The sequence below is a fragment of the Marinobacter sp. M1C genome, assembly GCF_023314135.1.
In the GTDB taxonomy this organism is placed as follows: domain Bacteria; phylum Pseudomonadota; class Gammaproteobacteria; order Pseudomonadales; family Oleiphilaceae; genus Marinobacter.
Genome location: NZ_CP092289.1, coordinates 317,114 through 341,484 on the forward strand (window position 1 = coordinate 317,114; position 24,371 = coordinate 341,484).

General features: G+C 54.1%; 21 protein-coding genes and 2 pseudogenes. 10 read left to right on the plus strand and 13 right to left on the minus strand.

Annotation, left to right across the window (positions count from 1 at the left end):
• Positions 1 to 20: 20 nt before the first annotated feature.
• The 3 genes from MIH19_RS01460 to MIH19_RS01470 are packed head-to-tail and all read right to left on the minus strand — an operon-like array spanning position 21 to position 3,863.
• Positions 21 to 1,022, minus strand: coding sequence for an ornithine carbamoyltransferase (locus tag MIH19_RS01460; RefSeq protein ID WP_249007225.1), 1,002 nt, complete (start codon positions 1,020 to 1,022; stop codon positions 21 to 23).
• A gap of 60 nt (positions 1,023 to 1,082) precedes the next feature.
• The gene (locus tag MIH19_RS01465; protein ID WP_249007226.1) at positions 1,083 to 2,312 is read right to left on the minus strand and encodes an arginine deiminase; all 1,230 of its coding nucleotides are present in this window, start codon (positions 2,310 to 2,312) and stop codon (positions 1,083 to 1,085) included.
• Positions 2,313 to 2,357: 45 nt separating this feature from the next.
• Complete coding sequence (locus MIH19_RS01470; RefSeq protein WP_349292885.1) at positions 2,358 to 3,863, minus strand: YfcC family protein; 1,506 nt, start codon at positions 3,861 to 3,863, stop codon at positions 2,358 to 2,360.
• A 254-nt stretch (positions 3,864 to 4,117) separates the two neighbouring features.
• Here MIH19_RS01470 and MIH19_RS01475 point away from each other — a divergent pair, with 254 nt between their 5' ends.
• The 5 genes and pseudogenes from MIH19_RS01475 to MIH19_RS01495 form a co-directional block, all read left to right on the plus strand.
• Positions 4,118 to 4,786, plus strand: a complete 669-nt coding sequence (locus tag MIH19_RS01475; RefSeq protein WP_249007227.1) for a DNA-3-methyladenine glycosylase I — start codon at positions 4,118 to 4,120, stop codon at positions 4,784 to 4,786.
• Between the two features lie 99 nt (positions 4,787 to 4,885).
• Positions 4,886 to 5,446: a YSC84-related protein gene (locus MIH19_RS01480; RefSeq protein ID WP_283164082.1), complete on the plus strand. Its 561-nt coding sequence runs from the start codon at positions 4,886 to 4,888 to the stop codon at positions 5,444 to 5,446.
• 326 nt (positions 5,447 to 5,772) lie between these two features.
• Positions 5,773 to 6,415 (plus strand): annotated as a pseudogene (locus tag MIH19_RS01485) (class I SAM-dependent DNA methyltransferase); the annotation flags it as partial.
• A gap of 63 nt (positions 6,416 to 6,478) precedes the next feature.
• Positions 6,479 to 6,952 carry an N-6 DNA methylase gene (locus tag MIH19_RS01490; protein ID WP_249007228.1) on the plus strand — a complete coding sequence of 158 codons (474 nt, stop codon included), beginning with the start codon at positions 6,479 to 6,481 and terminating at the stop codon, positions 6,950 to 6,952.
• 467 nt (positions 6,953 to 7,419) lie between these two features.
• Positions 7,420 to 7,590: pseudogene (locus tag MIH19_RS01495) on the plus strand (restriction endonuclease subunit S); the annotation flags it as partial.
• Between the two features lie 426 nt (positions 7,591 to 8,016).
• On the opposite strand, the gene MIH19_RS01500 reads toward MIH19_RS01495, so the two are convergent.
• Together MIH19_RS01500 and MIH19_RS01505 are read right to left on the minus strand one after the other, a co-directional pair.
• On the minus strand, positions 8,017 to 8,292 hold the full coding sequence (locus tag MIH19_RS01500; protein WP_249007229.1) for a type II toxin-antitoxin system RelE/ParE family toxin: 276 nt from the start codon (positions 8,290 to 8,292) through the stop codon (positions 8,017 to 8,019).
• Positions 8,270 to 8,470 (minus strand): stability determinant, encoded by a 201-nt coding sequence (locus MIH19_RS01505; RefSeq protein ID WP_249007230.1) that lies wholly within the window; start codon positions 8,468 to 8,470, stop codon positions 8,270 to 8,272. The genes MIH19_RS01500 and MIH19_RS01505 overlap by 23 nt, the downstream gene beginning before the upstream one ends.
• A 226-nt stretch (positions 8,471 to 8,696) precedes the next feature.
• Between MIH19_RS01505 and MIH19_RS01510 the strand changes: the two genes are divergently transcribed.
• On the plus strand, positions 8,697 to 9,488 hold the full coding sequence (locus MIH19_RS01510) for a type I restriction endonuclease (protein WP_249007231.1): 792 nt from the start codon (positions 8,697 to 8,699) through the stop codon (positions 9,486 to 9,488).
• Between the two features lie 90 nt (positions 9,489 to 9,578).
• Positions 9,579 to 10,112, plus strand: coding sequence for a type I restriction enzyme endonuclease domain-containing protein (locus MIH19_RS01515; RefSeq protein ID WP_249007232.1), 534 nt, complete (start codon positions 9,579 to 9,581; stop codon positions 10,110 to 10,112).
• 15 nt (positions 10,113 to 10,127) lie between these two features.
• Here the strand turns inward: MIH19_RS01515 and MIH19_RS01520 are convergent, their stop codons facing one another.
• From MIH19_RS01520 to cobS, 3 genes are all read right to left on the minus strand, one after another.
• On the minus strand, positions 10,128 to 10,976 hold the full coding sequence (locus MIH19_RS01520; protein ID WP_249007233.1) for a DUF3037 domain-containing protein: 849 nt from the start codon (positions 10,974 to 10,976) through the stop codon (positions 10,128 to 10,130).
• A complete protein-coding gene (locus MIH19_RS01525) occupies positions 10,973 to 11,725 on the minus strand; it encodes a HipA family kinase (RefSeq protein ID WP_249007234.1) in 753 nt (250 codons plus the stop codon). The genes MIH19_RS01520 and MIH19_RS01525 overlap by 4 nt, the downstream gene beginning before the upstream one ends.
• 80 nt (positions 11,726 to 11,805) lie before the next feature.
• Positions 11,806 to 12,591: an adenosylcobinamide-GDP ribazoletransferase gene (cobS, locus tag MIH19_RS01530; RefSeq protein WP_249007235.1), complete on the minus strand. Its 786-nt coding sequence runs from the start codon at positions 12,589 to 12,591 to the stop codon at positions 11,806 to 11,808.
• Positions 12,592 to 12,856: 265 nt separating this feature from the next.
• On the opposite strand from cobS, the gene MIH19_RS01535 reads away from it, so the two are divergent.
• From MIH19_RS01535 to MIH19_RS01545, 3 genes are all read left to right on the plus strand, one after another.
• The gene (locus MIH19_RS01535; RefSeq protein ID WP_249007236.1) at positions 12,857 to 13,729 is read left to right on the plus strand and encodes an MBL fold metallo-hydrolase; all 873 of its coding nucleotides are present in this window, start codon (positions 12,857 to 12,859) and stop codon (positions 13,727 to 13,729) included.
• A gap of 7 nt (positions 13,730 to 13,736) precedes the next feature.
• Positions 13,737 to 15,464, plus strand: a complete 1,728-nt coding sequence (sulP, locus tag MIH19_RS01540; protein ID WP_249007237.1) for a sulfate permease — start codon at positions 13,737 to 13,739, stop codon at positions 15,462 to 15,464.
• 61 nt (positions 15,465 to 15,525) lie between these two features.
• Complete coding sequence (locus MIH19_RS01545; RefSeq protein ID WP_249007238.1) at positions 15,526 to 16,185, plus strand: energy-coupling factor ABC transporter permease; 660 nt, start codon at positions 15,526 to 15,528, stop codon at positions 16,183 to 16,185.
• Between the two features lie 45 nt (positions 16,186 to 16,230).
• Here the strand turns inward: MIH19_RS01545 and MIH19_RS01550 are convergent, their stop codons facing one another.
• From MIH19_RS01550 to gdhA, 5 genes are all read right to left on the minus strand, one after another.
• A complete protein-coding gene (locus tag MIH19_RS01550) occupies positions 16,231 to 18,348 on the minus strand; it encodes a bifunctional diguanylate cyclase/phosphodiesterase (protein ID WP_249007239.1) in 2,118 nt (705 codons plus the stop codon).
• Positions 18,349 to 18,439: 91 nt separating this feature from the next.
• Positions 18,440 to 18,973 (minus strand): response regulator, encoded by a 534-nt coding sequence (locus MIH19_RS01555; protein ID WP_249007240.1) that lies wholly within the window; start codon positions 18,971 to 18,973, stop codon positions 18,440 to 18,442.
• Between the two features lie 22 nt (positions 18,974 to 18,995).
• Entirely contained in the window at positions 18,996 to 20,273 is a 1,278-nt protein-coding gene (locus MIH19_RS01560; RefSeq protein WP_249007241.1) for a HAMP domain-containing sensor histidine kinase, read from the minus strand.
• A 30-nt stretch (positions 20,274 to 20,303) separates the two neighbouring features.
• Positions 20,304 to 22,898, minus strand: a complete 2,595-nt coding sequence (locus MIH19_RS01565) for a PEP/pyruvate-binding domain-containing protein (protein WP_249007242.1) — start codon at positions 22,896 to 22,898, stop codon at positions 20,304 to 20,306.
• Between the two features lie 9 nt (positions 22,899 to 22,907).
• The gene (gdhA, locus tag MIH19_RS01570; protein ID WP_249007243.1) at positions 22,908 to 24,257 is read right to left on the minus strand and encodes an NADP-specific glutamate dehydrogenase; all 1,350 of its coding nucleotides are present in this window, start codon (positions 24,255 to 24,257) and stop codon (positions 22,908 to 22,910) included.
• Positions 24,258 to 24,371 lie beyond the last annotated feature (114 nt).

Genomic DNA, 24,371 nt, shown 5'->3' on the forward strand with positions numbered 1-24,371 from the left:
TTCAGCAATCCGCGCCAGAGTCAGGCCCCAAGGGTGGCTACCAGCACCGCCTTGATGGTGTGCATACGGTTTTCGGCCTGGTCGAAAACAATCGAAGCCGGGCTTTCGAAAACGTCATCGGTTACCTCCATGGCACTGATTCCGAACTCTGCTTGAATTTCTTTACCAACGATGGTGTCGGTATTGTGAAACGCTGGCAGGCAGTGCATGAAGCGGGCACGGGGGTTGCCGGTTTTTTCCATCACCGCCGCGTTCACCTGGTAGGGCGCTAACAGTTTTATCCGCTCGCCCCATTTTTCTTTCGGCTCGCCCATAGACACCCAAACGTCGGTGTAAATAAAGTCGACCCCGGCCACCGCCGTATCGACATCCTCGGTAATGGTAATGCGGGCGCCGGTTTCCTTTGCAATCGCCTGAGCCTCATCCTGAATGGATTGCTGCGGCCAGCAGACTTTGGGTGCACACAGGCGCACATCCATGCCCATTTTGGCACCACCAATCAGCAGGCTGTCGCCCATGTTGTTGGCGGCATCGCCCAGAAACGCGTAGGCCACCTGGTGCAGCGGCTTCTCAACATGCTCCTGCATGGTCAGAAAGTCAGCAAGAATCTGCGTCGGGTGGAACTCGTCGGTCAGGCCGTTGTAGACAGGTACACCAGCATACTCTGCCAACTCCTCGACAATCTTCTGGCCAAAACCGCGGTACTCGATGGCATCGTAAACCCGGCCCAACACCCGAGCCGTGTCTTTTACCGACTCTTTGTGGCTGATGTGGGTGCCAGAAGGCCCAAGATAGGTGACCCGGGCGCCCTGATCGTAAGCGGCCACTTCGAACCCAACTCGTGTGCGGGTGGAATTCTTTTCAAAGATAAGCGCGATTTCTTTGCCGACAAGCTGCGGTACCTCTGTGCCGGCGTATTTCGCCGCTTTTAGATCTGTTGCCAGCTTGAGCAGAAAGCTGATCTCCCGGGGGGAGAAATCTCGCAAGGTCAGGAAGTGCCGATTCTTCAGGTTAAAAGCCATGGTCTTTGTCCTCTTGGCGGGCGGATGAGGTCAGGTGGAGTGATATAGAGTGATATAGGGTCAGATGGGGTCACGAATCGTGGGGCAGCTCATGCAGCGGCCGCCGCCCCGACCACGGCCCAGCTCAGCGCCGGGTATGGCCAACACTTCGATTCCCGCCGCTTTGAGTGCCGCGTTGGTGTCATCATTTCGGTCGTAGCCAATCACCACGCCCGGACTTATGGCCAGTACGTTGTTGCCATCGTTCCACTGCTCACGCTCGCGCTCGGCCGGGTCGTCGCCACCGGTTGGAACCACTTCCAGGGATTTGTAGCCAAGAACTTCTGCCACCACATCAAACAGCGGCCGTGAGTTCTGGCGGAAAGACAGGTGTGTTTTGCCCTCACCGGCGCGCAAGTCATAGCAGATCACTTCGTCCGCTACTTCCTTGAACGCTGTAACCACATTGCCGCCGCAGAAGGTGAATATGGTGTCCAGATGCATGGCGGTACGGGATTTTGGAATCTGGCAGGCAATGACTCGTTCCGCAGTGCCTTTTTCAAACAGAGCGTTGGCTAATTGTCCTACGGCTTGTGGTGATGAACGTTCGCCCATTCCTACAAGCACGGTGCCATTGCCCACGGGCATGATGTCGCCGCCTTCGAGCGTAGCCAGGCCATGATTCTTGGTAGGGTCGCCCCAAAGCACGTCTGCTTTGCCGGCGAACTTCGGGTGGAAACGGTAAATGCCGGCCATCAGCAGGGTTTCGGGTTTCCGCGCGGCCCAGTACATGGGGTTAAGTGTGACACCACCGTAGATCCAGGCACTGTTATCGCGGGTGAAAAGAAAGTTTGGCAATGGCGGCAGCACAAATCCGTAGTGCCCCAGGTGGTTGCCAAAAAGACCGGTTGGGTCAAAGGGTAAGTCGGCCACTTCCAGGCCACCAATCAGGTATTCGGAGAGTTTTGAGCCTGGCAGCTCGTCCATCCAGCTGCGAAGGTCCGAAATCATTCCGACTCCGATATCGTTCCAGGTGATTCGATGATCGAGAATCCATTTGCGGGCTTCAGGTATGTCTAAAGTGTCTGCCAATAAATCGTTGACGTCTAAAACCTCAATATCCCGTGACCGCATAAGCTCGGAAAATACGTCATGATCTTTCTGAGCCTGTTTCACCCAGAACACGTCGTCAAATAGCAGGGCATCACAGTTAGACGGTGTGAGCCTGCGGTGAGCCAGGCCAGGGCGACAGACAATGACCTGCCGCAGTTTTCCGGCTTCAGAGTGCACCCCAAGTGTTGGTTCAGACATGGTTAATCTCCAATGAGTGTGGCTTCGTTATTACTTCGAGCGATGTCAAAGCAATGCCGCAGCACTGATGACCACCGAAATGAAAACTGTAAGAATCAGCAATAAGGGCCAGATGAACACGAGCCAGCGATCGTATGACACCCGCGCAATGGCCAGGCCGCCAACGACAACGGCGAAGGTGGGGTTGATCAGATTGACCAGACCGTTGGCAGACTGAAAAGCAGTCACAACCAAGTCGCGTCCAACATTGGCGAAGTCGGCCAGCGGTGCAAGAATCGGCATAGACAACACGGCCAGGCCTGAAGACGACGGCACAAAGAAACTCATGCCCACTTCAATCCAGAACATCAGGTTGATAAACGCAAGCTCGGGCAGCCCGCCCAACGAGTTTTCGGCGCTGTGCAAAATGGTGTCGGCAATCATGCCCTGGTCCATAATCACCACAATGCCACGGGCCAGCCCGACCACTAGCGCAACGCCCAGCAAGTCACGGGCGCCATCGACAAAGCTGCCGGTCAGTTTTTTCTCGCCAAGGCGGGCAACAATGCCGATCACAATGGCCGAACCAAAAAATAGCGCGCCCATGCGGGCCATCCACCAACCCTGCGAAGACACACCCCAGATCATAAACACAAAGGTTGCAGCAAAAATCAGCAGGGCAACAATCTGGGTTTTGTTGAGTGTGGAATCATCAACTCCCTCACTTTGCTTGCTGAGGAAAAGGCGGCGGTGAGCATCCCATTGTTTGGCCACAACAGAGCGGGATGGATCCGCTTTAACGCGTATTGCGTACCGCATGACATAAGCGGCACAAATAAGCAGCCCACCAATCAGCAGAATAAAGCGCACCACAATGCCATTGGTAAAGGGAATGTCGGCCGCATTGGCGGCGATAACGGTGGCAAACGGATTGATGGTGGAGCCCAGTACGCCGATACCGGACCCCACCAGAATAATGGCTACCCCGGTAACAGCATCGTATCCGGCGGCCATCATCACCGGGATCAGAATGGCGTAAAAAGCCAGGGTTTCTTCGGCCATGCCATAGGTTGTGCCGCCGATGGCAAACAGGGTCATTAGTATCGGAATCATCCAGATTTCATGGCCCTTGAGGTGGCGCATGGCACTGCGTATGCCGGTATCAATGGCGCCGGTGGCATTCATGACACCCAGAAAGCCACCCAGGAAAATGACGAACAAGGCAACATCTATAGCGTTGGCCACATAGCTGTCGGGGTCATAAAACCCGGCTGTAGGTGCGAGCATTATGTCCACGAAACCCTGAGGGTTGGCCTCAACAACCTTATAGGTGCCAGGCACGGCCACCTCGCGGCCGACCTCTTCATTCATCACCCGGTCGTATTGGCCAGCAGGTATAATCCAGGTCAACGCAGCCACAAATATAATCAGCAGAAACAGAATGGTGTAGGCGGTAGGAAACCGCGTTGCCAGATCGTGTTCCGGGTTGTCTGAAGAGTTATTTGGAGAGTTATTTACAGGATCTGACGAATCGTCAGAGGGGGCTTTCAGGGGGTTGTTTTTATTGTTCACAGCATTTCTCCTTTATCCACACCGACAGCTATAAATAGAGCCAATGAAAGATCCTGATCCCGGCTGCGAACGCTTTAGCCTTGCCCAGTCAGGTGGGGCCGCGATTTCCAGATCGTTAGCCTTCAAGGTAGTTGAGAAAGGGCCAAGCGGAGTTGAGTTAGGTCACTATTATGTGAGAGTGCTATTAATTTTCAGTAATCCATCTATATGTCCACCCACTATCCAGCCATCCACACACCAAAAGATAAAATGCTATGCGCTTTTCAGAAATTCATGAGCGCGCGATTGCGCGCAAAGGTGGCGTTGCAGAGTTAAACGCCCGGTTACCCACGCCGCCGCCGGCCAGCGAGCTGGAGCAGCGCAGTGACGACCGTTATTTGGCAGAAATAACCTGCTGTGTGTTCAAGGCGGGTTTTGTATGGCGGGTGATTGACAAAAAATGGCCGGATTTTGAAGCCGCCTTTCACGGCTTTGTGCCGGCCTATTGGCAGCAAGTATCGCCAGACGTGCTAGAAACCCTGGCCTGCGACGAACGCATCGTACGCAACCTGCAAAAAATCCGCACGGTGCCGGAAAACGCCCGCATGATTATGGACACGGTCCACGAGCACGGCAGTTTTGGTGCATTTCTGCGCCAGTGGCCATCGTCTGATCAAGCTGGGTTGCTGCTGTGGTTCAAGCGCCATGGTTCGCGACTGGGTGGTAACAGCGCCCAGTATTTCCTGCGCCGGGTCGGCTGGGACGGCTTTATTATGTCCAACGATGTTATTCAGGTGCTGCGCCATGCCAAGCTTTTGGATGCATCAACGAGCAGTAAAAAAGGCCTGTATCAGGTGCAGGAGGCATTTAATGCCTGGCATCAAGAAACGGGCTTGCCTTACAGTCAATTGTCGCGAATAGCCTCCTATTCAATTGATGGTTAAAGCAAGTCAATCGATGGTTAAAGCAATGTGTCCCAGCTTTAACGGTTAGTTTTCAGCCAACAGATCTATAGTTTGGTGAACACTCAGGAGGACTGTGTCATGAATCGTTTAGGTAAAACCTTTTTTGGATTTGTATTCGCGCTAACGTCCGCCATGGCAATGACCGTTGCGAATCCGGCGCTGGCGGCAAGCGCTGAAGATCTTGACCGCAATGCAATGCAGTCGTTGGATACGCTGTATAAAGTGCATCCGGTGGCTGAAACTTTAGCAAAAAGTGCCAAAGGTATTTTGGTGTTCCCCAATATTGTGAAAGCTGGCTTGGTATTTGGCGGCAGCTATGGCGAAGGCGTGTTATTGAAAGGCTCGGCGGTAACGGATTACTACAATTCCATCACCGGTTCCTGGGGCTTGCAAGCCGGAGCTCAGTCCTACGCTTATGCGGTGTTTCTGATGACGGATGCCGCCGTGTCTTATCTGGAGAAAACCAATGGCTGGGAAATTGGCGTTGGTCCGACCGTCGTTCTGGTTGACGAAGGCGTGGCTAGAAATCTGTCGACCTCGTCGCTGAAAGACGATGCTTATGCGTTTATATACGGCCAGCAGGGCCTAATGGCCGGGCTGAGTATTGAAGGTACTAAAATATCGCGTATCAATCGTTAAGCTACTCAGTATTGACGGTTAAGCTATAGCGCGTAGACAAGGCTGTGGGTGGGCCCATCATTCGCAGCCTTGTTTTTCTATTTTCAGCGGCGAGTTCAGAGGAGATTTTAGTGGAGAGCCTGGCAGAGGGTTAGGCCAAACCCCCGGTAAGCGCTATCATACTGCCCATTATTCGAACCGTTACTACCGCGCCTTAATATCGCGTCCGTAAATAAAGGCAGTTCATGAGCAAGCAGTCTTCCTCCGTTAAAAAGAACACCCGCACCTTCGAACAAACCCTCTGGGACACCGCCGACAAGCTACGCGGCACGGTGGAGTTCTACACCATGAAAAACGTGTTTTACCTGCCGGAGCACGCCCGCTGGAACACACTGCAAAAACAGGCCAAGCAAGACGACATCGCGATAAAAATCGACACTGCGCTCTATGCCATTGAAAAGCTGAACCCGTCATTAAAAGGCGCACTGCCGGATAACTACTTTTCACGCATGGGGCTGGAAGCCAGCAAGCTGGCGGCGTTGATTGATTCCATCAACAACATCGCCACCGTGAGTGACCAAAGCAGTGCCGGGCCAGATGGTAATGAAGAAGACCTGGTTGGTAGGGTGTACGAATACTTCCTTGGCAAGTTCGCGGCCACCGAAGGCAAGGGCGGCGGCGAATTCTACACCCCTAAGTGCATCGTTAATCTGCTGGCGGAAATGATCGAGCCTTATCAGGGCAAAATTTACGACCCCTGTTGCGGTTCCGGCGGCATGTTTGTGCAGTCCGTGAAGTTTTTGCGCAACCACGAGGGCAACCAGAAAGACATCTCCATATACGGCCAGGAATACACCGCACTACCTACAAACTGGCGAAAATGAACCTGGCCATTCGCGGCATTGCCAGCAACCTCGGTGATGTTCCAGCGGACACCTTCTTCAAAGACCAGCACCCGGATTTGAAAGCCGACTTCATCATGGCGAACCCGCCGTTCAACATGAAAGCCTGGCGCGGCGCGGACGAGCTCAGCACCAACCCGCGCTGGGCCAGTTGTTCTACACCACCCAGATTCCGGTGTGCTTGTGGTTCGTTACCAAGAACAAAACAGCGCAGGCCATTGCTGGCCACAGCGACAGCAACCACCGTAACCGCGAAGGCGAGACCCTGTTCATCGACGCCCGTAACATGGGCTCTATGATCAGCCGCACCCACAAAGAACTCATCGCAGACGACATTGCCGCAATCACCCGCACCCACCACGCCTGGCGGGGCGAAGCCAAAGACGGCGGTTATGAAGACCTACCCGGTTTTTGCAAAGCCACCACCCTGGCAGACATCAAAGCCAACGATTACGTGGTCACGCCTGGCCGGTATGTGGGCGCTGCCGCGATAGAAGATGATGGTGTTCCGTTTGAAGTGAGAATGACTGAATTGAGCCAGACCCTTTATCAGCAGATGGCGGAAGCTGAAAAGTTGGATGTGGTGATTCGGGAGAATTTGGAGGGGTTGGGTTATGGGGAGTGATTGGCAAGAGATATCGTTAAATGACGTAGCTACTCTGCGGAACGGGGCAGGCATCAAGCAAGAGTTTTTCGCAGAACAAGGTATACCGTTAGTCCGAGTTTCAGATTTCACCCAAGACTCGATCGATATGGCTGCTTCTCGCTTCGTTGAAAATGAGCATGCAAAAAAGTGGTCTTCATACTTGCTTTGTAAAGACGACGTGATAGTAGCCACTGTTGGGTCGTGGCCGCCAAATTGGTCGTCTGTTGTGGGAAAAGTGATTCGTGTACCTGAGAAGGCTATAGGAGCAATCCAGAATCAAAACACATGCTGCATTTTGCCAAACGCTGATCTGCTGGATATCAAATTCCTCTTTTACCGATTAAGGCTGGAAGACTTCGCATGGCATGCGGCAAACTCGTCTGGCGGAAGCGCAAATCAGGCTCGACTTCCTATTCGGAAGCTCGGAGACTTTAGCTTTTGCTTGCTTGCCTGCTCTGCACTTGCAAAAAACCATCGCTCATATCCTTGGCATTCTCGACGACAAAATCGACCTCAACCGCCAAATGAACACCACCCTGGAAGCCATGGCCCACGCCCTGTTCAAAAGCTGGTTCGTCGATTTCGATCCGGTGATCGACAAGGCTCTGGCCGCCGGCAACCCCATCCCCGAACCTCTCCACGCCCGCGCCGAAGCCCGCAAAGCTCTGGGTGCACTCTGGACTTCCGCTGTACTGGATTTATGAGGCTCTTCAGCTACTTGACATTAAATCTATGGGTGCCGATTCAGCAGTCCCCGGGGTCAATCGGAACGTTATTTATTCAAAAAAATGGTGTTTCCTAAGCTGCAAGCGCTAGAGGAATACACTAAACAGATTTCAGCGATAACAAGCAGAAAAAAGACTGTAGATGCAGCGAACGAGGCCCTTATAACGTTGAGAGACACCCTCCTCCCCAAACTCCTATCCGGCGAACTCCGCATCCCCGAAGGCTAGCAGCAAATCGCCGAGGTGCTCTGATTCATGATCAGGTTCATGGGAGAGCCAACGGGAGAGGCGTGGGAGCGCCTGAAGAGCAGGAAAACCTTAAGGGTATTCCTGCCGTGCGTGCAGAACTCTCAGGATATCGATGAACTCGACGCCCGCCTGATAGATCACAAGGTAATTTGGGTGGACAACCGCCTCGCGAGTGCCGGTTACTCGCCCGCCTCTGAAGATCAGAGGCGCTGCCGGAAGGCCTTCTACGGTGCGCAATATTTCCGAGTGTAAAGACCACGCCGCAATGGGGTTGCGTTCGTCAATGTAATCGATGATTTCAATCAGGTCGCTGGTGGCTTCCTCAGACCAGCGGACGGTTAGCACGGGCTTTCCTGCGTTCTTCAAGCTCAGCCCGCACCTTCGACATGGCTTCGTCATGTGCCAGTTTTGGCTTTGTGCTGCTCATCGCTTCCTGCACTTTGGCGCGGAACCAGCGATCATAGCTGGCCGCTTGTTCCTCGGTCTCGAATTCGGACACGATTGGTGATAATTGAGCGCTCATGTTTTATCTCCTCTGCTCAAAGCAGTATACAGCTTCATTCAGCTATCGCTCAAACGAGGGTGGCCATTTTGCGAAGTCGCCGAATAAAACCATCTGCTGAGCAACCCTGATCCTTTATCGCAAAGCCAGGGCCCACTCTCTCATGGAGAAGCAAGTTGGTTTGTTACGCCGTCTGTGCAATATTGCGTTTGTAAGTGTGTAATGTGTTGAATTTACGGAGTAAGTAATGGGCTTTAATGAGGCACGGCTGGAACAAGCCATCATCGAACTGCTGCAGGCTCAGGGTTATCCCTATTGCCCCGGTTCTTCACTTGTGCGCGAACCCTCCGATGTGCTGATTAAAGCCGATTTAGCGGCGTTTTTGACACAGCGTTATTCAGCCGGTCACATTACCGGGGCGGAGGTCGCTTCTATCATTCGCCGGCTGGAAAGCCTGCCTGCGCTGGACTTATATGAATCCAACAAAACCATTCATAAACTGGTCGCGGACGGCTTCTTGTTGAAACGGGAAGACCGTAGCCGCAAAGATCTATATATCCAGTTGATTGACTACCAAGGTCTGGCCAAGATGCGCCTGCCCCGTGAGGGGGAAGTGCTCACGCTGGCGGCGGAAGTGCCGGAAAACTACGGCGGCCCGCGCAACATTTACAAGCTGGTGAACCAGATGGAAATCACCGGCAGCGAGAAGCGCATTCCCGATGCCGTGCTTTACATCAACGGCCTGCCGCTGGTGGTTTTTGAGTTTAAAAGCGCGGTGCGCGAAGAAGCCACCCTTCACGACGCCTACGTGCAGCTGACCACCCGCTACACCCGGGATATTCCCCAGTTGATGAAATACAACGCCCTGTGCGTGATCAGCGACGGGGTGAACAGCAAGATGGGCTCGCTGTTTGCGCCCTATGAGTTTTTCTATACCTGGCGCAAGGTAACCGGCAACGAAATTATTGGGCAAGACGGCATTAATAGCCTGCACACCATGTTTGAGGGCTGGTCAATCAGGATCGGCTGCGCCAGGTGATTCGACACTTTATCTACTTTCCGGATGTGTCCAAGCAGGAAGTAAAAGTGGTGTGCCGTTACCCGCAGTTTTACGCCGCGAATAAGCTGTATGCCAATATTCTGCAACACCGAAAGCCTGAAGGCGATGGCAAGGGCGGCACATACTTTGGCGCAACCGGCTGCGGCAAGAGCTTCACATTACAACGAGCGCAAGGAAGACGATGTGTTAGTCGGCAATGTTCTGGAAGATTTCACCGATACCATCATTGACCGCTACATGGATTTGATTCAGGCGCTGAAGCAGGAACTCGGTTCTTTTGAGGAGCTGGGCATTGATCTTGAAGAGAAAGCCTTTTACGACATTTTGAAAGACCTGGCCATCAAGTACGACTTCAGCTATGCCGAAGACAAGCTGTTACCCTTGGCGAAAGCGGTGAAGGTCGTGGTGCAGGAAAAGGTGAAGTACACCGATTGGAACCAGCGCGAGGACATCAAGGCGGAATTGAAAGTTGGCCTGATTCTGCTGCTGGCAAAACACGGCTACCCGCCGGTGGATCGTGACGAGGTGTACAAAGAGATTTTTGAGCAGGCGGAAAATTTCAAGCAGCATTCCAAACAAAACCAGGCCAGCAGCGGATCTTGAAGTGGCGCTTAACGACTAATGAGCGGCGAACTCCAGAATTCTGGCTTTTTCATTGTATAGCACCACCTCAATGGCATCGTCCGCCAGAGAATCCCGTGCTTCTTCGAATGCCTGAAACCTGATGTCTGAAGGGGGAACGTCTTCAGGCCCTTTAACCGGGAATAAAACTGGGCCATGAAGCAAGTTACGCTTCCTCAGCTGGTTCACCTTTAGCTTCCAGTGACCGCCGTGCTCGATAATTGCTGTAGAGTCCGCTTGCCCGAGAAATAAGGGTTTTATAACCTTAATCGCTTTATCGTCGTCTTGTTCGACAAAGGGGAATGTGACGCTGTACAGATGATCTTCAACTTTCCGTTTTGAAAAGTGGCGAGCCAGGTTGCTTTGTTCAAGTAGTTTTTTGATACCTTTTTCCAGAATAGTTTCCTGGTATTCCCTAGTTACAAAGTTCCGGCCAACGTAATAATTGAATAACTCTTGCAGGGTTTTTTGTGGATCTTCAGAAAGAATGCTGCGCCGCTCGCTGAATCGCGCGATGGTTTCTCTGGGGCGAATCAGCTCGTCAAATATGCCGTTATGGAAGCCGTATTCCATGCCGTCACCACTAAACTCGGTGGTTTTGTTGTGAAGCAGCATACTTTGAATTCTAAGCAGTTCTGCCTCTATATTAGCCATGGTTTTCAGGTAAACGGCTTTGTCCAACTCTTCAAAAAATTGGGTAATCCGGGCGTATTTTCGACGCAATAACTTGAAGCTCAAGCTGCGTGTTTTTGGTATCCACAACAATACACCGACATTGGCAAACTCGCCGGTTTCAATGTAAGGCATAAATCGCACTATGGCGTATTGACACGCGAACCTAGTCATTTTCTGCTCCAGAAGTCCCCGTTGTTGAAGCGTTGAAGATTTTCAAGCAATAAGTCCAGGTTCAGGTTGGTTTTCATCGTCATTTCCTGGTCGCTATAGAGCCATTCTTCTGGAATACGATTCACAATAGACTGCCAGTTGTGAAGGGCCTGCTCTGCTCTTAAAGTATAGTGGTCTCGTTCTAACAAGTCATCGAAGATACCAGGTGCGCAATCTTTAAATATATGAAGTTTAAAAAAATCATCGTTAGAGAACTCTGAATCAAAAGCTTGGTTATGATCAATGACCACTAAGCGCTGGGTGCCGGGCCCCCAAAACAGGTTCGGATTTCCCCCGCTCTCTGTCAGCATGCGATCTGCATTAAAAATCCACCAGTCAAAAAACAGGACGGCGCGCCTAACCTCCGGGCGGATGCTGCTAACTTGAGAGTACGACAGTTCTGTCACCATTTGCTCAACGGAGCCGAAAGCCGGGCCAGTACCAAGATCATGAGTATGTTCGACTGAAAGTAATTCGATTAACTCTTCTGGCACGTAAACAATGCTAAACGGCGCTATAGGTATACCAAAGCTTAGCGCAAGATTGCCCGCGATCCATTCCTTGATCTGACTGTCTCTGCCTGCACCAACTCCTTTCACGAAATACGTATTATCGTCGTCACCACGACAAATAAATGGGTGAGTTATACCTTGCTCTGAGCGACGGATAACTTCGACTATTTCGACGACGGATTTTTCTGGAGGTGACACAGGTTCGTTGATTCCTTTCTCTTATCCCTGTTAAAAGTCAATCTACTATAAGGGCGTGATATTGGGAGTCAATGCAATGCCTACATCCCCAATAGCAACACCAGCTCACAAAACACCACGCTGGCCCCCAGCGCGTCGCCGGTATAGCCGCCTAGCTGGCGCTTCAGATACCAACCCCACAGCAGAGCAACCCCAATCACCGCCACCGGTGCCAGCAGCCATAAGCCCGGCAGCCAGGCGCTGAACAGCAAAGCCACCAGTAGGGTAAACCCACTGCTGCACCAAAGCCGCCGGCGGGAAAAGCCTTCGGCCACCGGTTTGCTTTTGCTTTTGTCGGGATCGGTCACGTAATTCAGGAATGACATTAACAAAAGTGGTGTTTGCCGGCTGATGGCAGGAGCCAAAAGCAGCGCCAGCATGATGTGATGGCTTTCCACCAGCAGGGCGACTTTAAGCGCTAACGCCAGTACGAGCGCGACTGTGCCATAGGTGCCAATGCGGCTGTCTTTCATGATTTCCAAGCGCTTTTCAACGGTATAGCCGCCGCCAAACGCGTCGACGCTATCGGCCAGCCCGTCTTCGTGAAAAGCGCCGGTAATGAACAGATGAAAACACAGCACCAGCAGAACGCTGACCAGCGGGCTGCAAAACAGCCCGAGTAGCGCAAACAATCCGACGTACAAGGCGCCTAGCAACAAACCGACGAGTGGAAAGTACACGCTGCACTGATTCATCATTTTTTGGGAATAATCAATCGATACCAGCATGGGTATGCGGGTTAAAAATCCGACGGCCAGCCAGAAGGCCTGCCACTCGCGGGCAGCGGCTGTTGTGGTCTTTTTCTGTGTGGGATCTGGGCCAGTCAAAGCGAACTCCGTATGTGAGTCAGACCGGGGATAATACCGGATTGGCTGCGCTGGGTGTGGCGTTATGCTTCAGTGGCCGTAACGCCTCAGTTAAAATGCTTAAGATAGGTATTGTGTCTGATGGCCCTGGACCTTGTGGCCACAACATTCTTCTGTCAGCTGGGCTGCTTAGAAGAAAACAGCACTTCATTATATATTCCATCGTAGTATATGCTTAGAGCCTATTCAGAGGTTCGATATCTGCGAATTCGAAAGGAGTTTAGTAATGACCACGACCAATCCAACCGTTCAGCATTTTTTTGACGAGCCCACCAATACCTTCAGTTATGTGGTGCAAGACCCGGCGTCTAAGGCCTGTGCCATTATCGATTCGGTACTGGATTTTGATTACGCCGCGGGCAGCACTAGCACGGCCAGTGCAGACGCTATTATTGCCTATGTGCGCGAGCACAATTTACAGGTGGCGTGGATTCTGGAAACCCACGTGCACGCAGACCACTTGTCGGCGGCACCTTATCTGCACGCGCACTTGGGCGGGCAAACCGGCATTGGCGCACATATTTGCCAGGTGCAGGAGATTTTCGGCAAGGCGTTTAACGCCGGATCGGAATTCGCCCGTGACGGCAGTCAGTTCGACAGGCTGTTTAAAGACAACGACAGTTTCGCTATTGGTGGGTTGCAGGCTCAGGTTATGCATACGCCCGGCCACACGCCCGCCTGCCTGACGTATGTTGTCGGCAATGCGGCGTTTGTGGGGGATACGCTGTTCATGCCGGACTACGGTACGGCGCGCTGCGATTTTCCCGGTGGCGATGCCCATGTATTGTTCCGCTCAATTCGACGGGTTCTGGCCTTGCCAGACACAACCCGTCTGTTCCTGTGCCATGATTACAAGGCGCCCGGCCGAGAGATCTACGCCCATGAAACTTCCGTTGTGGAGCAGCGCGAGCACAACATTCATGTGCATAACGGAATCAGCGAAGACGACTTCGCAACTATGCGCAATGAACGTGACGCCACCCTGGATATGCCACGGCTGATTCTGCCTTCGGTGCAGATTAATATGCGCGCCGGCGAATTGCCCCCAGCGGAAGAAAACGGACAGGCCTATTTGAAAATTCCTCTAAACCTGTTCTGAGCTGCTGATGAACCTATCCCGTTACCTGCCCGTATTGCGGTGGGGCAAGCAGTATAATCGCCAGCAGGCAGGCAGCGATTTGGTGGCAGCACTGATTGTCACGGTAATGCTGATACCGCAGTCATTGGCCTACGCTTTGCTAGCAGGTTTGCCTGCTCATATTGGCTTGTACGCCAGTATATTGCCGCTGGTGTTATATGCGCTTTTTGGCACCAGCCGTACCTTGTCGGTGGGCCCGGTCGCCGTTGCGTCGCTGATGACCGCGGCGGCGCTTGCGCCTCTGGCGCAGGCCGGTAGTGCTGAATACATCATGGGCGCCGTTGTGCTGGCGTTGATGTCGGGGTTGATGCTGGTTTTAATGGGTGTGTTACGCCTGGGTTTTCTGGCCAACTTTCTTAGCCATCCGGTTATCTCGGGCTTTATCACGGCTTCCGGCATTGTGATCGCAGCGAGCCAGTTCAAGCACGTGTTCGGGATAACCGGGTCAGGCCATAACCTGTTTAATATAGGCCGTTCGCTTTGGGCATCGGCGAGTGACATCAATCTGGTTACGATGGCGGTGGGTGTGAGTACGCTGGTGTTTTTGATGTTGGCGCGTACTCGCCTTAAACCTGTCTTGTTGGCGTTAGGGATGGCACCGCGGCTGGCCGATGTGGCTACCAAAACGGCGCCCATTCTGGCGGTAGTGTTAACCACCCTGGCGGCCTGGTTCTGGCAGTTGCAGCTTCAGGGGGTAAAGCTGGTAGGGCATGTTCCTTCCGGGCTGCCACAGTTAGCCTGGCCACAAGCCGACTGGGTGCTTTGGCAGCAGTTGGCAGTGAGCGCTTTACTGATCAGCGTGGTCGGGTTTGTGGAGTCGGTGTCGGTAGGCCAAACCTTGGCGGCCAAACGCCGCCAACGGATTGACCCCGATCAGGAACTGATCGGGCTGGGCGCGGCCAATCTGGGTTCGGGTATCTCTGGTGGCATGCCGGTAACCGGCGGGTTTTCCCGTTCAGTGGTGAATTTTGACGCTGGTGCCGAAACGCCGGCGGCCGGAATCTACACGGCGGTGGGTATTGCGGTGGCCACCCTGTTCCTGACCCCGGCCATTGCCTGGTTGCCGCAGGCCACGCTGGCGGCGACGATCATAGTGGCGGTGTCTACGTTGATTGATATTCCGGCACTGAGGCGCACTTTCCGCTATTCACGCACCGATTTCGGTGCCATGCTTGCCACCATTGTGTTGACTTTGGGGCACAGTGTAGAGGCTGGTATTATCACCGGGGTGGCCTTGTCTCTGGGGCTATTTTTATATCGTACCAGCCGACCCCACTGCGCCGTGGTTGGTCGGGTGCCAGGCAGCGAGCACTTTCGTAATGTGTTGCGCCATAAAGTAGACGTATGCCCGACGGTGACATTTTTACGGGTAGACGAAAGCCTGTACTTTGCCAACGCCCGATTCCTGGAAGAAACGGTGTTGGATATTGTGAACCGCGAACCACAGCTGACGGATTTGGTGCTGGTGTGCCCGGCAGTGAATCTGGTAGATGCTTCGGCGCTTGAAAGCCTTGAGACGATTAACGAGCGCCTGATAGATGCCGGTGTGCGGTTGCACATGTCAGATGTAAAAGGGCCGGTGATGGACCGGCTTAAACGCACGGAGTTTTGTCAGCACTTGAGTGGTGGCATATTTTTGAGCGCCCATGAGGGCTGGAAAGCGCTGGTAACGGGCGCCAAAAACAATGATTCATAGCCGATAGAGATCAGCACGGCAGGTATCCGGTCGCCGCTGACTACGCAGATGGGCCAGACACATGGGTATGACTGAGAACCTGCTTTCTACCACCCAATGGGTGATTACGGCGTTGCTATTCGCCGTTATTTTGCTGGCGGCTGTGCGCAGTGTCGACTGGCATAAGCTACGGCAAGACACCTCGTTGCAGCACACTTTCTTCGGCGCCGCCGTGGTGCTCGGGTTTGTGTGGCAGTTGCGCGCTGGCATATCACCGGGGCTGTCTATTCACGTATTTGGCATTACCCTGGTTACCTTGATGTTGGGCTGGGGTCTGGCCGTATTGGCGGGTTTGCTGGCACTGATGATTACAGTGATCACTGGCCGTGAACCGCTGGTTATGTTTGCTGCCAATGGACTGATAACAGTGATGGTGCCTGCGCTGGTCAGTTACGCCATCATGCTGTGGGAGCGCCACCGCGACTTCAACAATTTCTTTGCGTATATTTTTGTCTGCGGATTTTTCGGTTCGGCCATTTCGGTGGCAGTGGCCGGCGTGGTGATGTGTCTGATGCTATGGACCAGCGGCGTGTACACCTTTGCCGAGCTGGTGTATGAATACCTTAGCTATCTTCCCTTGTTCATGATTCCGGAGGGCTTTGCCAACGGCGCGTTTGTAACAGGGCTAATGGTGTTCCATCCGGATCGCCTGACCACGCTGGATCAGCGCCGCTATCGTTGAGCCGCGGCTTTGTTGCCAGAGGTCAATGCAAGGGTGGCCAGGCTGCTACGGTGCGGTGTTAATGGCCGCTATGTGCGTGGTCAGGCACTGATTCTTTTGTTGCCAGCGCCGCACCCATGGCAATACCGTATCGCTGGCCATGGGCCGCGCCACGCCGAAACCCTGAATGCTATCGCAGCCTAACGTTTTCAGCATATTTGCCTGTTCCGGTGTTTCCACGCCTTCCGCCAGCACGTTAAGGTCAAAACGTTGGCACAGAAACATAATGCTTTCTACAATCGCTTTGTCGTTCGGGTTGTCCAGCATGCCGCTGACAAAACTGCGGTCAATTTTAATCATATTGACCGGTAAGGTTCGCATGTAGGTCAGCGATGAAAATCCGGTACCAAAATCGTCTAACGCCAGTGTCAAACCGAGTTCACGACAACAATCCAGCATCTGGCGCACCTGATGGATGTCGTCCAAAGCCGAAGATTCCAGCACTTCCAAGGTAATCAGATGCGCTGGTAGATCGGGAAACCGACCTAACTCCGCCGCGATAAATTCAAGAAAATGCCAGTTGCTAAGAAAAGTAGCGCTCATGTTAATACTCACGCCGATATCGTCAAACCCCTGTTTGCGCCAGCCTTGCAGAGTCTCCAGTGCCCGGTGGACGACCCATTTGCCCAGGGGTACGTCCAGATGACTGTTTTCAACATCGGGTAAAAATGCGCTGGGTAATAGTAGACCTCGCTCGGGGTGGTGCCAGCGGATCAGCGCCTCCAGGCCGATTAACGCGCTATCATTTAGCCGGATTTGCGGCTGATAAAACAGCTCGAATTCATTCTGGGCTAAGCCGCGGGAAATATCCGTAAGCTGGTCACGGCGCTTTTGCAGATGCTCGTTCAGCAGTGGATCGAATTGGTGAATCAGGTTGCGACCTTTTTCTTTGGCCAGGTACATGGCTTGATCGGCGTGACGAATCAGGCCTTCCGCGTCGGTGTTGTCTTCGGGATAGCGGGTAACGCCCAAGCTTGCTGACAGCTTTAGGGTGTCGCCATTGATGACCATCGATTCGCGCACAATGTCCAGCAGGTACTGGCAGCTGTTTTCATCGCGCGGCCGCTGAATAACCAGCAGAAACTCGTCGCCACCCACGCGCGCCACAATGTCGCCGGGCGGAAGTTGTGAGGCCAGTCTTTCTGACAAAATGCGCAGTGCGCGATCGCCAATATTAACGCCGTGCTGGTCATTGATGGCTTTGAAGCCGTCCAGATCCATAGACACTATCCACAACTGTCGCTGCTGCATGGCTGCGTGCAGGCAGGCTGCTTCAAGCCGCTGATTGGCCAGCTGGCGGTTGGGCAAGCCGGTCAGGGTATCGTAATGGGTGGCGCGGTCCAGATCTTTGGCGTGATTTTTCAGGGCGGTAATGTCAGAGAAGGATGCGATGTGATAATAACCGTTACCGTCGCTTAATTTTACCCTTTGGATTGACAGCAATTCCAGATATTCTTCTCCGTTTTTGCGCCGATTCCACACTTCGCCTCGCCAATAACCGCGGGTAAGCAGAGAACTCCACAGAGTCTGGTAGTAATCTGCAGATTGGCGGCCCGAACTCAATATGCGCGGATTTTGGCCAATCACTTCGTTGTGGTAGTAACCGGTAATCTGTGAAAACGCCGGGTTGGCGTCCACAATGACGTTGTTTTCATCGGTGATCAGAATGCCCTCGCAGCTTTGTTCGAACATGCTGTCGGCAATGCGCAGGCTACGCTGGGCTGCCTTGGTGGCAGAGATGTCACTCTGAATAATGATAAAGCCGGGCGCAACGCCTTCGATTTTACCCACTGGAATGCACTGGCAATGAACCCAGAATGGGTGTTTTTTGCTGTTGTAGACTTGCAGGTCAATATCGAACTGCGTGCGCTGCAGCATGCGCCGCCGGATAAACCGTATGCTGTTGATGTCGGTGCCTGGCCCGTACAGAAATTCCGCCGGGCGGGCGCCTTTTACGCTGGCCAGGGAGCGCCCGGCTATTTTTTCAAATGCGGTGTTTGCCCACACGATTCGGGCGTTTTCATCCAGCAACAAGGCTGTGTTCTGGCTCAATGCCGCAACCAGAGCGATGCCAGAAAGATGTTGTGAGTTGTCGCTCAGATTCGGGAGCTGCGGATATTTCATAGCCTGACAGGGTTACCTTTTGCAGTCGGTTGCACCATATGCTTTTTGGAAAAACGATTGCTAAGTGTGGTGATAGACGCAAAGCTTGCTCTCAGTTGCGCCAATGGGAGTGCTTCTGCAGCTTGCGCTGAAGCGTCCGGCGATGCATGTGCAACGCTCTTGCTGTGGCGGATATGTTGCCGTCGTGCTCGTCAAGAACGCGCTGTATGTGTTCGCGCTCCATTTCCTCCACCGAAGGCGGTTCCGACCGTACCTCCGGCGCTTTGTTCAGGAATTCAAAACCGGCAATCAGCTGGTTCACGGTTACCGGTTTGCACAAATAATTCACGGCACCGCGACGCATGGCCTCAACCGAAGTTGCAATACTGCCGTAACCGGTTAACACCAGAACGGCCAGGCGCGGCTTGCAGTTTAGCAACTCAGGCAGCAACTGTAACCCACTTTCGCCAGCCAGGTTAAGGTCTAGAACGCAGTGGCTGAAGTGTCGGTCGGCGAGCGCTGCGATTGCTTGTTGGGCCGTTTGTGCGGTTGTGGCTTCGATGTTCTGGCGTAACAGTGAGCGTTGCAGCACCTGCAAAAACGCTTCGTCGTCGTCAATCAATAACCACAGTGGTTGGTTGCTCATAACGGCTTGTTCATCTGCTTGTTCATAGAGAATACTCCGCGGCCGGCAACTCAATGATCATGGTGGTGCCGCGTCCATCGGCGCCGTTTGAGCGCGCCTTCAGCTTGCCACCAAGGCGGCCGATGGTGGCGTTAGACAAAAACAACCCAACGCCCATGCCGGTTTCGGAATTTACGATGCTGGCGCCGGGTGAATCCAGCAGCGCCGATGCCAGGCCGGCACCCTGATCTTCCACAATGATTTCTACCCAGTTTGGGTCGGGGGCTTGTGCGCTGACGGCAACCCATTGCGGGCTGGCAGTAATGGCATTGGCCAGCAGGTTCAGCACGGCTTGGTCCAGAGTGGCATCTACCTGCACGTTACGCGGCGGAAACGGTCGTTGCCAGTGTATGTTCGCCTCTGGCCAGAGCAAGGTTGTGGATTCCTGCAGGCGTTGCAGCCACTGCTCTAGCCGAAGGGTTTCCAACTGCGACAGTTTGGCTTGCATGGCGGAGGCAGACAACTGTTGTAAATGGTGGCTGCAGAGCGCCAGCTGCGACGACATCAGCTCCAGGTCGGCACTGAGATCGGCGTCGGGTGGCAGGGTTTTAAGCTCCTCGACCAGCAGCGTTAGCGTGTTCATCGGAGTACCCAAGCGATGGGCAATAGCGGCGGATGACAGCCCCAACGAAATAATCTGTTCATCCCGCAGGCGGGTTTCCCGGCTTTGGGACAGCCGCAATTGCTGGCGCCGCAGCTGGTGCGCCAGGGTGCCAACCGCCAGTACCAGAATAACCGCCGTCAGCACAAACGTAACCCACATGCCTATTAAATGCAGCTGGGCCAGGTTTGCACCGTGGTCGTGGGCCATGCTGGAAACGGCGCCGGAGCTGATGGGCTGGTGCCATAGCATTAGCAGTGAATATATCAGCACGCTGCCTATGGTCAGGCCAATGGCGTGATTCAAAGGCACCAGCACCAAGGCGATGGCCAGAGGCAACAACAGCAATGACACCAGTGGGTTGGTGTAGCCCCCGGTGTTATAAAGCCAGCAGCCTATTAACAACAGATCGAGCCCAAGCGTCATGGTGACCGGCGGTATGGATTGAGGCGGGCGACGGGTGAACCACAGCCAGGCCAGGGTGGCCAGCACGCCATAGGCGAGGCACACCAAAAGGGCCTGGGCGCGGTGGCTCAAGGTGATAAAAGCATCGGTGACGGCAATGGCCAGTAACATGATGGTTACTATGGCCAGGCGCATTCCCAGCAAATAGCGCGCGGCACCTTGAAAGCCGGTTTGGGAGAGTGTTAGCCATTCCATAGGGCGTTGGTTACCCGTTAGCGCTTTGAGTCATTCTTGGCGGTAGCACACCAGAACCTGGCTGAGCAGGTCGCCCGCCAGTTGCAGCGGCTTGTCGGCACTATCATACCACTGCAGGCATTCGGATAAGGCAACTTCGGCCGGGATGCTCAAAGGCTGGGTGTTGCTGTCAAGCCAGTCGGGCTGGTAGCTGCATTGGTTGTCTTGCGGGAAGAGCGCGACGTAGGCAATGCCGGTTTCCACCAGGTCCTGGAAAAAGTGCGAGCCATAAGATAGGTCCGGCACCATGTCACCGGACATTTCAGCTACTTCCACCAGGACAGCAACCCGTGCGATATCGGCGAAACGGACCGGTACGCCCAGCTCCGGGCTACTGGTACCCCAGCGGCCCGGACCAATCAGCATCACTTTCTGGTTCTCGGGCGTATCCCTTACCAGGGTGCCGACCAGACGCGCCAGATCGTGGCGCTGGCTGATCGTCAACACTGAGTAACGCGCCGCATCTACCCGAATAATGCGATGAATGGGCAGTTTGATGTTGCCGCCCATAAAGTGACCGTGAGTCCGGAACAATGTGTGCTTACGGCCCAGGTTTTCTGGAATGGTAACCGCTCCGGTGTCGCCCAGTGTGGCGAGAGGTCGGCATTGCACCAGGTTGATGGCGGGTTCGCCGTGACTATTGAGATGCAGAGTGAACTCTACATCGACCGGGTGTTGATAGGCAGTTTCCAGAGTATGGAGCAGCTGGGTCAGGCGCGGTACAAATCCGGTGTTGCGTACCAGTGGGCGGAATGTCAGCCGCCATACCGGTTCCGCCAGTTTCAGTTCCCGCGCCCGTTCGCTGGCTTCACGGTCTATCTCCGCCAAGTGCGCCATGGGCAAATCGGCTATTTGTTCTGTCAGCAGGCTCAGGGGACGGGTGACCAGTTCACCGCTGTGTAGGTCCAGGGCGTCTACCAGGTGTTGGGAAAATTGATAACTTTCACCGGGGTTGCGAAACGGCTGGCGGGTAGGGAAGTCCAGCGCCATAACGCAGGCATGGTCGCCTTCAATTCGGTCAACAGCGCGAGTGCCCAGCCCCATCACCAGCCGCACCATCCCGGCTTTCGGGTCCATGTCGGCATCCCAGGCGAAGGTGTTACGCGAAACTCCAACGGCGGCTGCGTCGGGCAGATAATACTGCCCATGGAAACGGCCGTTGACCCTCTGGATCAGCAGCGCCATGGGCTCTTCCTGCTGGTCAAGGCCCCGCTGCTGGCGGTACACCAGCGCGTCATGGCTCATGGACGACGCGTATACCGCGCGAATGGCATTCTCCAGAGCCAATAGCCGCTCTTCCGGTGGCCCCTGATTCACTACAAACACACTTTCGTATTTCCCGGCGAAAGCGTTGCCAAAACTGTCTTCCTGCAGGCTGCTGGAGCGTACCAGGATCGGATATTGGCCGTAGTGATCCAGTAAGCGTTCAAGTTCGCTGAGAACGTCGGGCGGAAATCTCCCGGTCAGAATGCCATCCCGCAGGGCGTCCGCTTCGGCCAGATACCCGGCGGCGGAACGCTGGCGCATGATAGCGGGCCACAAGCCATTGTGTACCAGAAAACCGTAGTAGGCGTCGGTTGCCAGGTAGTTGGAATCGTGGGGTTCCAGGCAGTGGTTGCCCAGAGCCGGTGTGTCTTTTTGCAGGATCGCACGGGCAATCAGCATGCCGGTGGCTTTGCCGCCAATAAAACCGGTGCCCACCATGCGGCTGCGAATGTTCAATAAATCGGCCAGCGTCAGGTACTTTTGGGCCAAGGCGAGCATGCGTTCTTCGGGACTGATAAGCAGCGGCAAAATAAGCTGATGGTAGTGGACAATAGCGCCCTGGTCGTTTTGCGCCAATGCTTCGCTGGCCTGTTGAAACAGTCGATCCCAATGGTCCAGTAACGGCTGTTGGTTGCTGCGGCTTTGCTCCAGACTGGCCTGCAGGCGGGTAGCGTCACTGCTGTCGGTTACCGGTGTAAAGCGACCGTCGTGCTCGCGATGAGGCAAAAACATAGTGGGTGATTGTCGTCGCCAGGCCTTCACCGGATGAATTTGTACGTTATCGCCGTGGCGATACACATCAATCATTACCTGGGTGGTGCGGCGAATTTTGTCTAAGGTAGCGCGGGAGTGGCGCTGGGGATGCAGTGCGAACCAGGCCACGGTGTCTAGCTGGAACAGAAGCGGGCATACCACCCGGAAAAAATTGCCCACCATAGCGTCTGTGGCCCAGGCATTGAGCAGATCGCTGAGGCAGTCACAGATATAAAAGGCGCCGCGGCCGTGGGTTTCAATCAGCTGCCATACGGCGCTGGTGAAGGTTTCAAAGCCGCCCAGCGCGTCAATAACAATGGTGTTAACGGCAGGGTTGTCAGCAACCAAAGGGGAGTGCTGACCGAATCGCATATAAATAACTTGGCGACCGGCGGCCGTAGCCGATTCAATAAACGGGGTAACGAAGCGGCGATAATCGGCCAGGTCGCTGACGCGCCAGACCACATTATCGCCAATGCGCAGGCTGTCCAGCACTTCATCCAAACCGTCAAGACCGGTTGAAACCCGGTCGGTTAAGGATGAGGTGCCAGCAGCCTGGTTAATCATATCAGCGGATCAGATCACGCCCATGGCATTCATTGCCTTGGCTACCCGGATGAAACCGGTGGTGTTGGCGCCTAGCACGTAGTCGCCTTCCGCGCCAAACTCAACCGAAGTCTCATAGCAGCTCTTGTGAATCTCGATCATGATTTCTTCCAGGCGTTTCTGGGTATAGTCAAAGGTCCAGGAATCACGGCTGGCGTTTTGCTGCATTTCCAGCCCGGAGGTGGCAACGCCACCGGCGTTAGCGGCTTTGCCCGGGCCGTACATCAAGCCAGCATCCTGGAAAAGCTGGATGCCTTCTGGCGTAGTCGGCATGTTGGCGCCTTCGGCTACAGCAATACAGCCATTTTCCACCAAGGTCTTGGCGTCATTGCCGTTGAGTTCGTTCTGGGTCGCACAGGGCAGGGCAATATCGCAGGGCACGGTCCAAATATTACCATGTTCAGTGTATTTGGCTTTTGGGTGGTATTCCAGGTAAGCCTTAATGCGGCGGCGCTCCACTTCCTTCAAACGCTTGAGCGTCTCGACGTTGATGCCATCTTCGTCGACGATTATACCGGCAGAGTCGGAACAGGCAATCACCTTTGCACCCAGCTCGTGAGCCTTGGCGATAGCGTAAATGGCGACGTTGCCAGAGCCTGAAACCACCACGCGCTTGCCGTCCAGAGAGTCACCACGGGCTTTCAGCATTTCGTGGGTAAAGAACACGGTGCCGTAGCCGGTGGCTTCTTTGCGCGCAAGGCTGCCGCCCCAGCCTAGTCCTTTACCGGTCAGCACGCCAGACTCATAACGGTTGGTGATGCGCTTGTACTGGCCAAACAAATAGCCGATTTCGCGGCCGCCAACGCCAATGTCGCCTGCGGGTACGTCTGTGTATTCGCCGATGTGGCGGTACAGCTCGGTCATCAAGCTTTGGCAGAAACGCATGACTTCGTCATCAGACTTGCCCTTAGGATCAAAGTCCGAGCCGCCTTTGCCGCCGCCGATGGGTAGTCCAGTCAATGCGTTTTTGAAGATCTGCTCAAAACCCAAGAACTTGATGATGCCCAAGTAAACCGACGGGTGAAAACGCATGCCGCCTTTGTAGGGCCCCAGAGCGCTGTTAAATTCAACGCGAAAGGCTCGATTGATCTGAATCTCGCCGCTGTCGTCTTGCCAGGGCACCCGAAAAATAATTTGGCGTTCCGGCTCACAAATGCGCTGAATGATTTTTTTGTCGGCGAATTCGGGGTATTTCACCAGTACCGGGCCCAGAGTTTCCAAAACTTCGTGAACGGCCTGGTGGTATTCGGTTTCGCCCGGGTTGCGGTGCAAAACGTCCTGGAAAATAGGTTCCAGTTTTTCGTCCAGTCGTGCGTTCATAAGTACCTCCTTGGAAGGCCTGAATAGTGTGAGTATCAAAGGATATGTAAAAAAAGGGGTAGAATTCCACCATATTCCATGGGTTATTACAAGAAAATACGTATAGAGTTTCTC

Coding starts and splice junctions, on each gene's coding strand:
- MIH19_RS01555 (WP_249007240.1), bottom strand. CDS start 18,973: ATGAGCAACCAACCACTGTGGTTATTGATTGACGACGACGAAGCGTTT.
- MIH19_RS01520 (WP_249007233.1), bottom strand. CDS start 10,976: ATGACTAGGTTCGCGTGTCAATACGCCATAGTGCGATTTATGCCTTAC.
- sulP (WP_249007237.1), top strand. CDS start 13,737: ATGAACCTATCCCGTTACCTGCCCGTATTGCGGTGGGGCAAGCAGTAT.
- MIH19_RS01565 (WP_249007242.1), bottom strand. CDS start 22,898: ATGATTAACCAGGCTGCTGGCACCTCATCCTTAACCGACCGGGTTTCA.
- MIH19_RS01510 (WP_249007231.1), top strand. CDS start 8,697: ATGGGCTTTAATGAGGCACGGCTGGAACAAGCCATCATCGAACTGCTG.
- MIH19_RS01460 (WP_249007225.1), bottom strand. CDS start 1,022: ATGGCTTTTAACCTGAAGAATCGGCACTTCCTGACCTTGCGAGATTTC.
- MIH19_RS01480 (WP_283164082.1), top strand. CDS start 4,886: ATGAATCGTTTAGGTAAAACCTTTTTTGGATTTGTATTCGCGCTAACG.
- MIH19_RS01545 (WP_249007238.1), top strand. CDS start 15,526: ATGGGTATGACTGAGAACCTGCTTTCTACCACCCAATGGGTGATTACG.
- MIH19_RS01465 (WP_249007226.1), bottom strand. CDS start 2,312: ATGTCTGAACCAACACTTGGGGTGCACTCTGAAGCCGGAAAACTGCGG.
- MIH19_RS01505 (WP_249007230.1), bottom strand. CDS start 8,470: ATGAGCGCTCAATTATCACCAATCGTGTCCGAATTCGAGACCGAGGAA.
- MIH19_RS01475 (WP_249007227.1), top strand. CDS start 4,118: ATGCGCTTTTCAGAAATTCATGAGCGCGCGATTGCGCGCAAAGGTGGC.
- MIH19_RS01550 (WP_249007239.1), bottom strand. CDS start 18,348: ATGAAATATCCGCAGCTCCCGAATCTGAGCGACAACTCACAACATCTT.
- MIH19_RS01560 (WP_249007241.1), bottom strand. CDS start 20,273: ATGGAATGGCTAACACTCTCCCAAACCGGCTTTCAAGGTGCCGCGCGC.
- gdhA (WP_249007243.1), bottom strand. CDS start 24,257: ATGAACGCACGACTGGACGAAAAACTGGAACCTATTTTCCAGGACGTT.
- MIH19_RS01515 (WP_249007232.1), top strand. CDS start 9,579: ATGCCAATATTCTGCAACACCGAAAGCCTGAAGGCGATGGCAAGGGCG.
- MIH19_RS01535 (WP_249007236.1), top strand. CDS start 12,857: ATGACCACGACCAATCCAACCGTTCAGCATTTTTTTGACGAGCCCACC.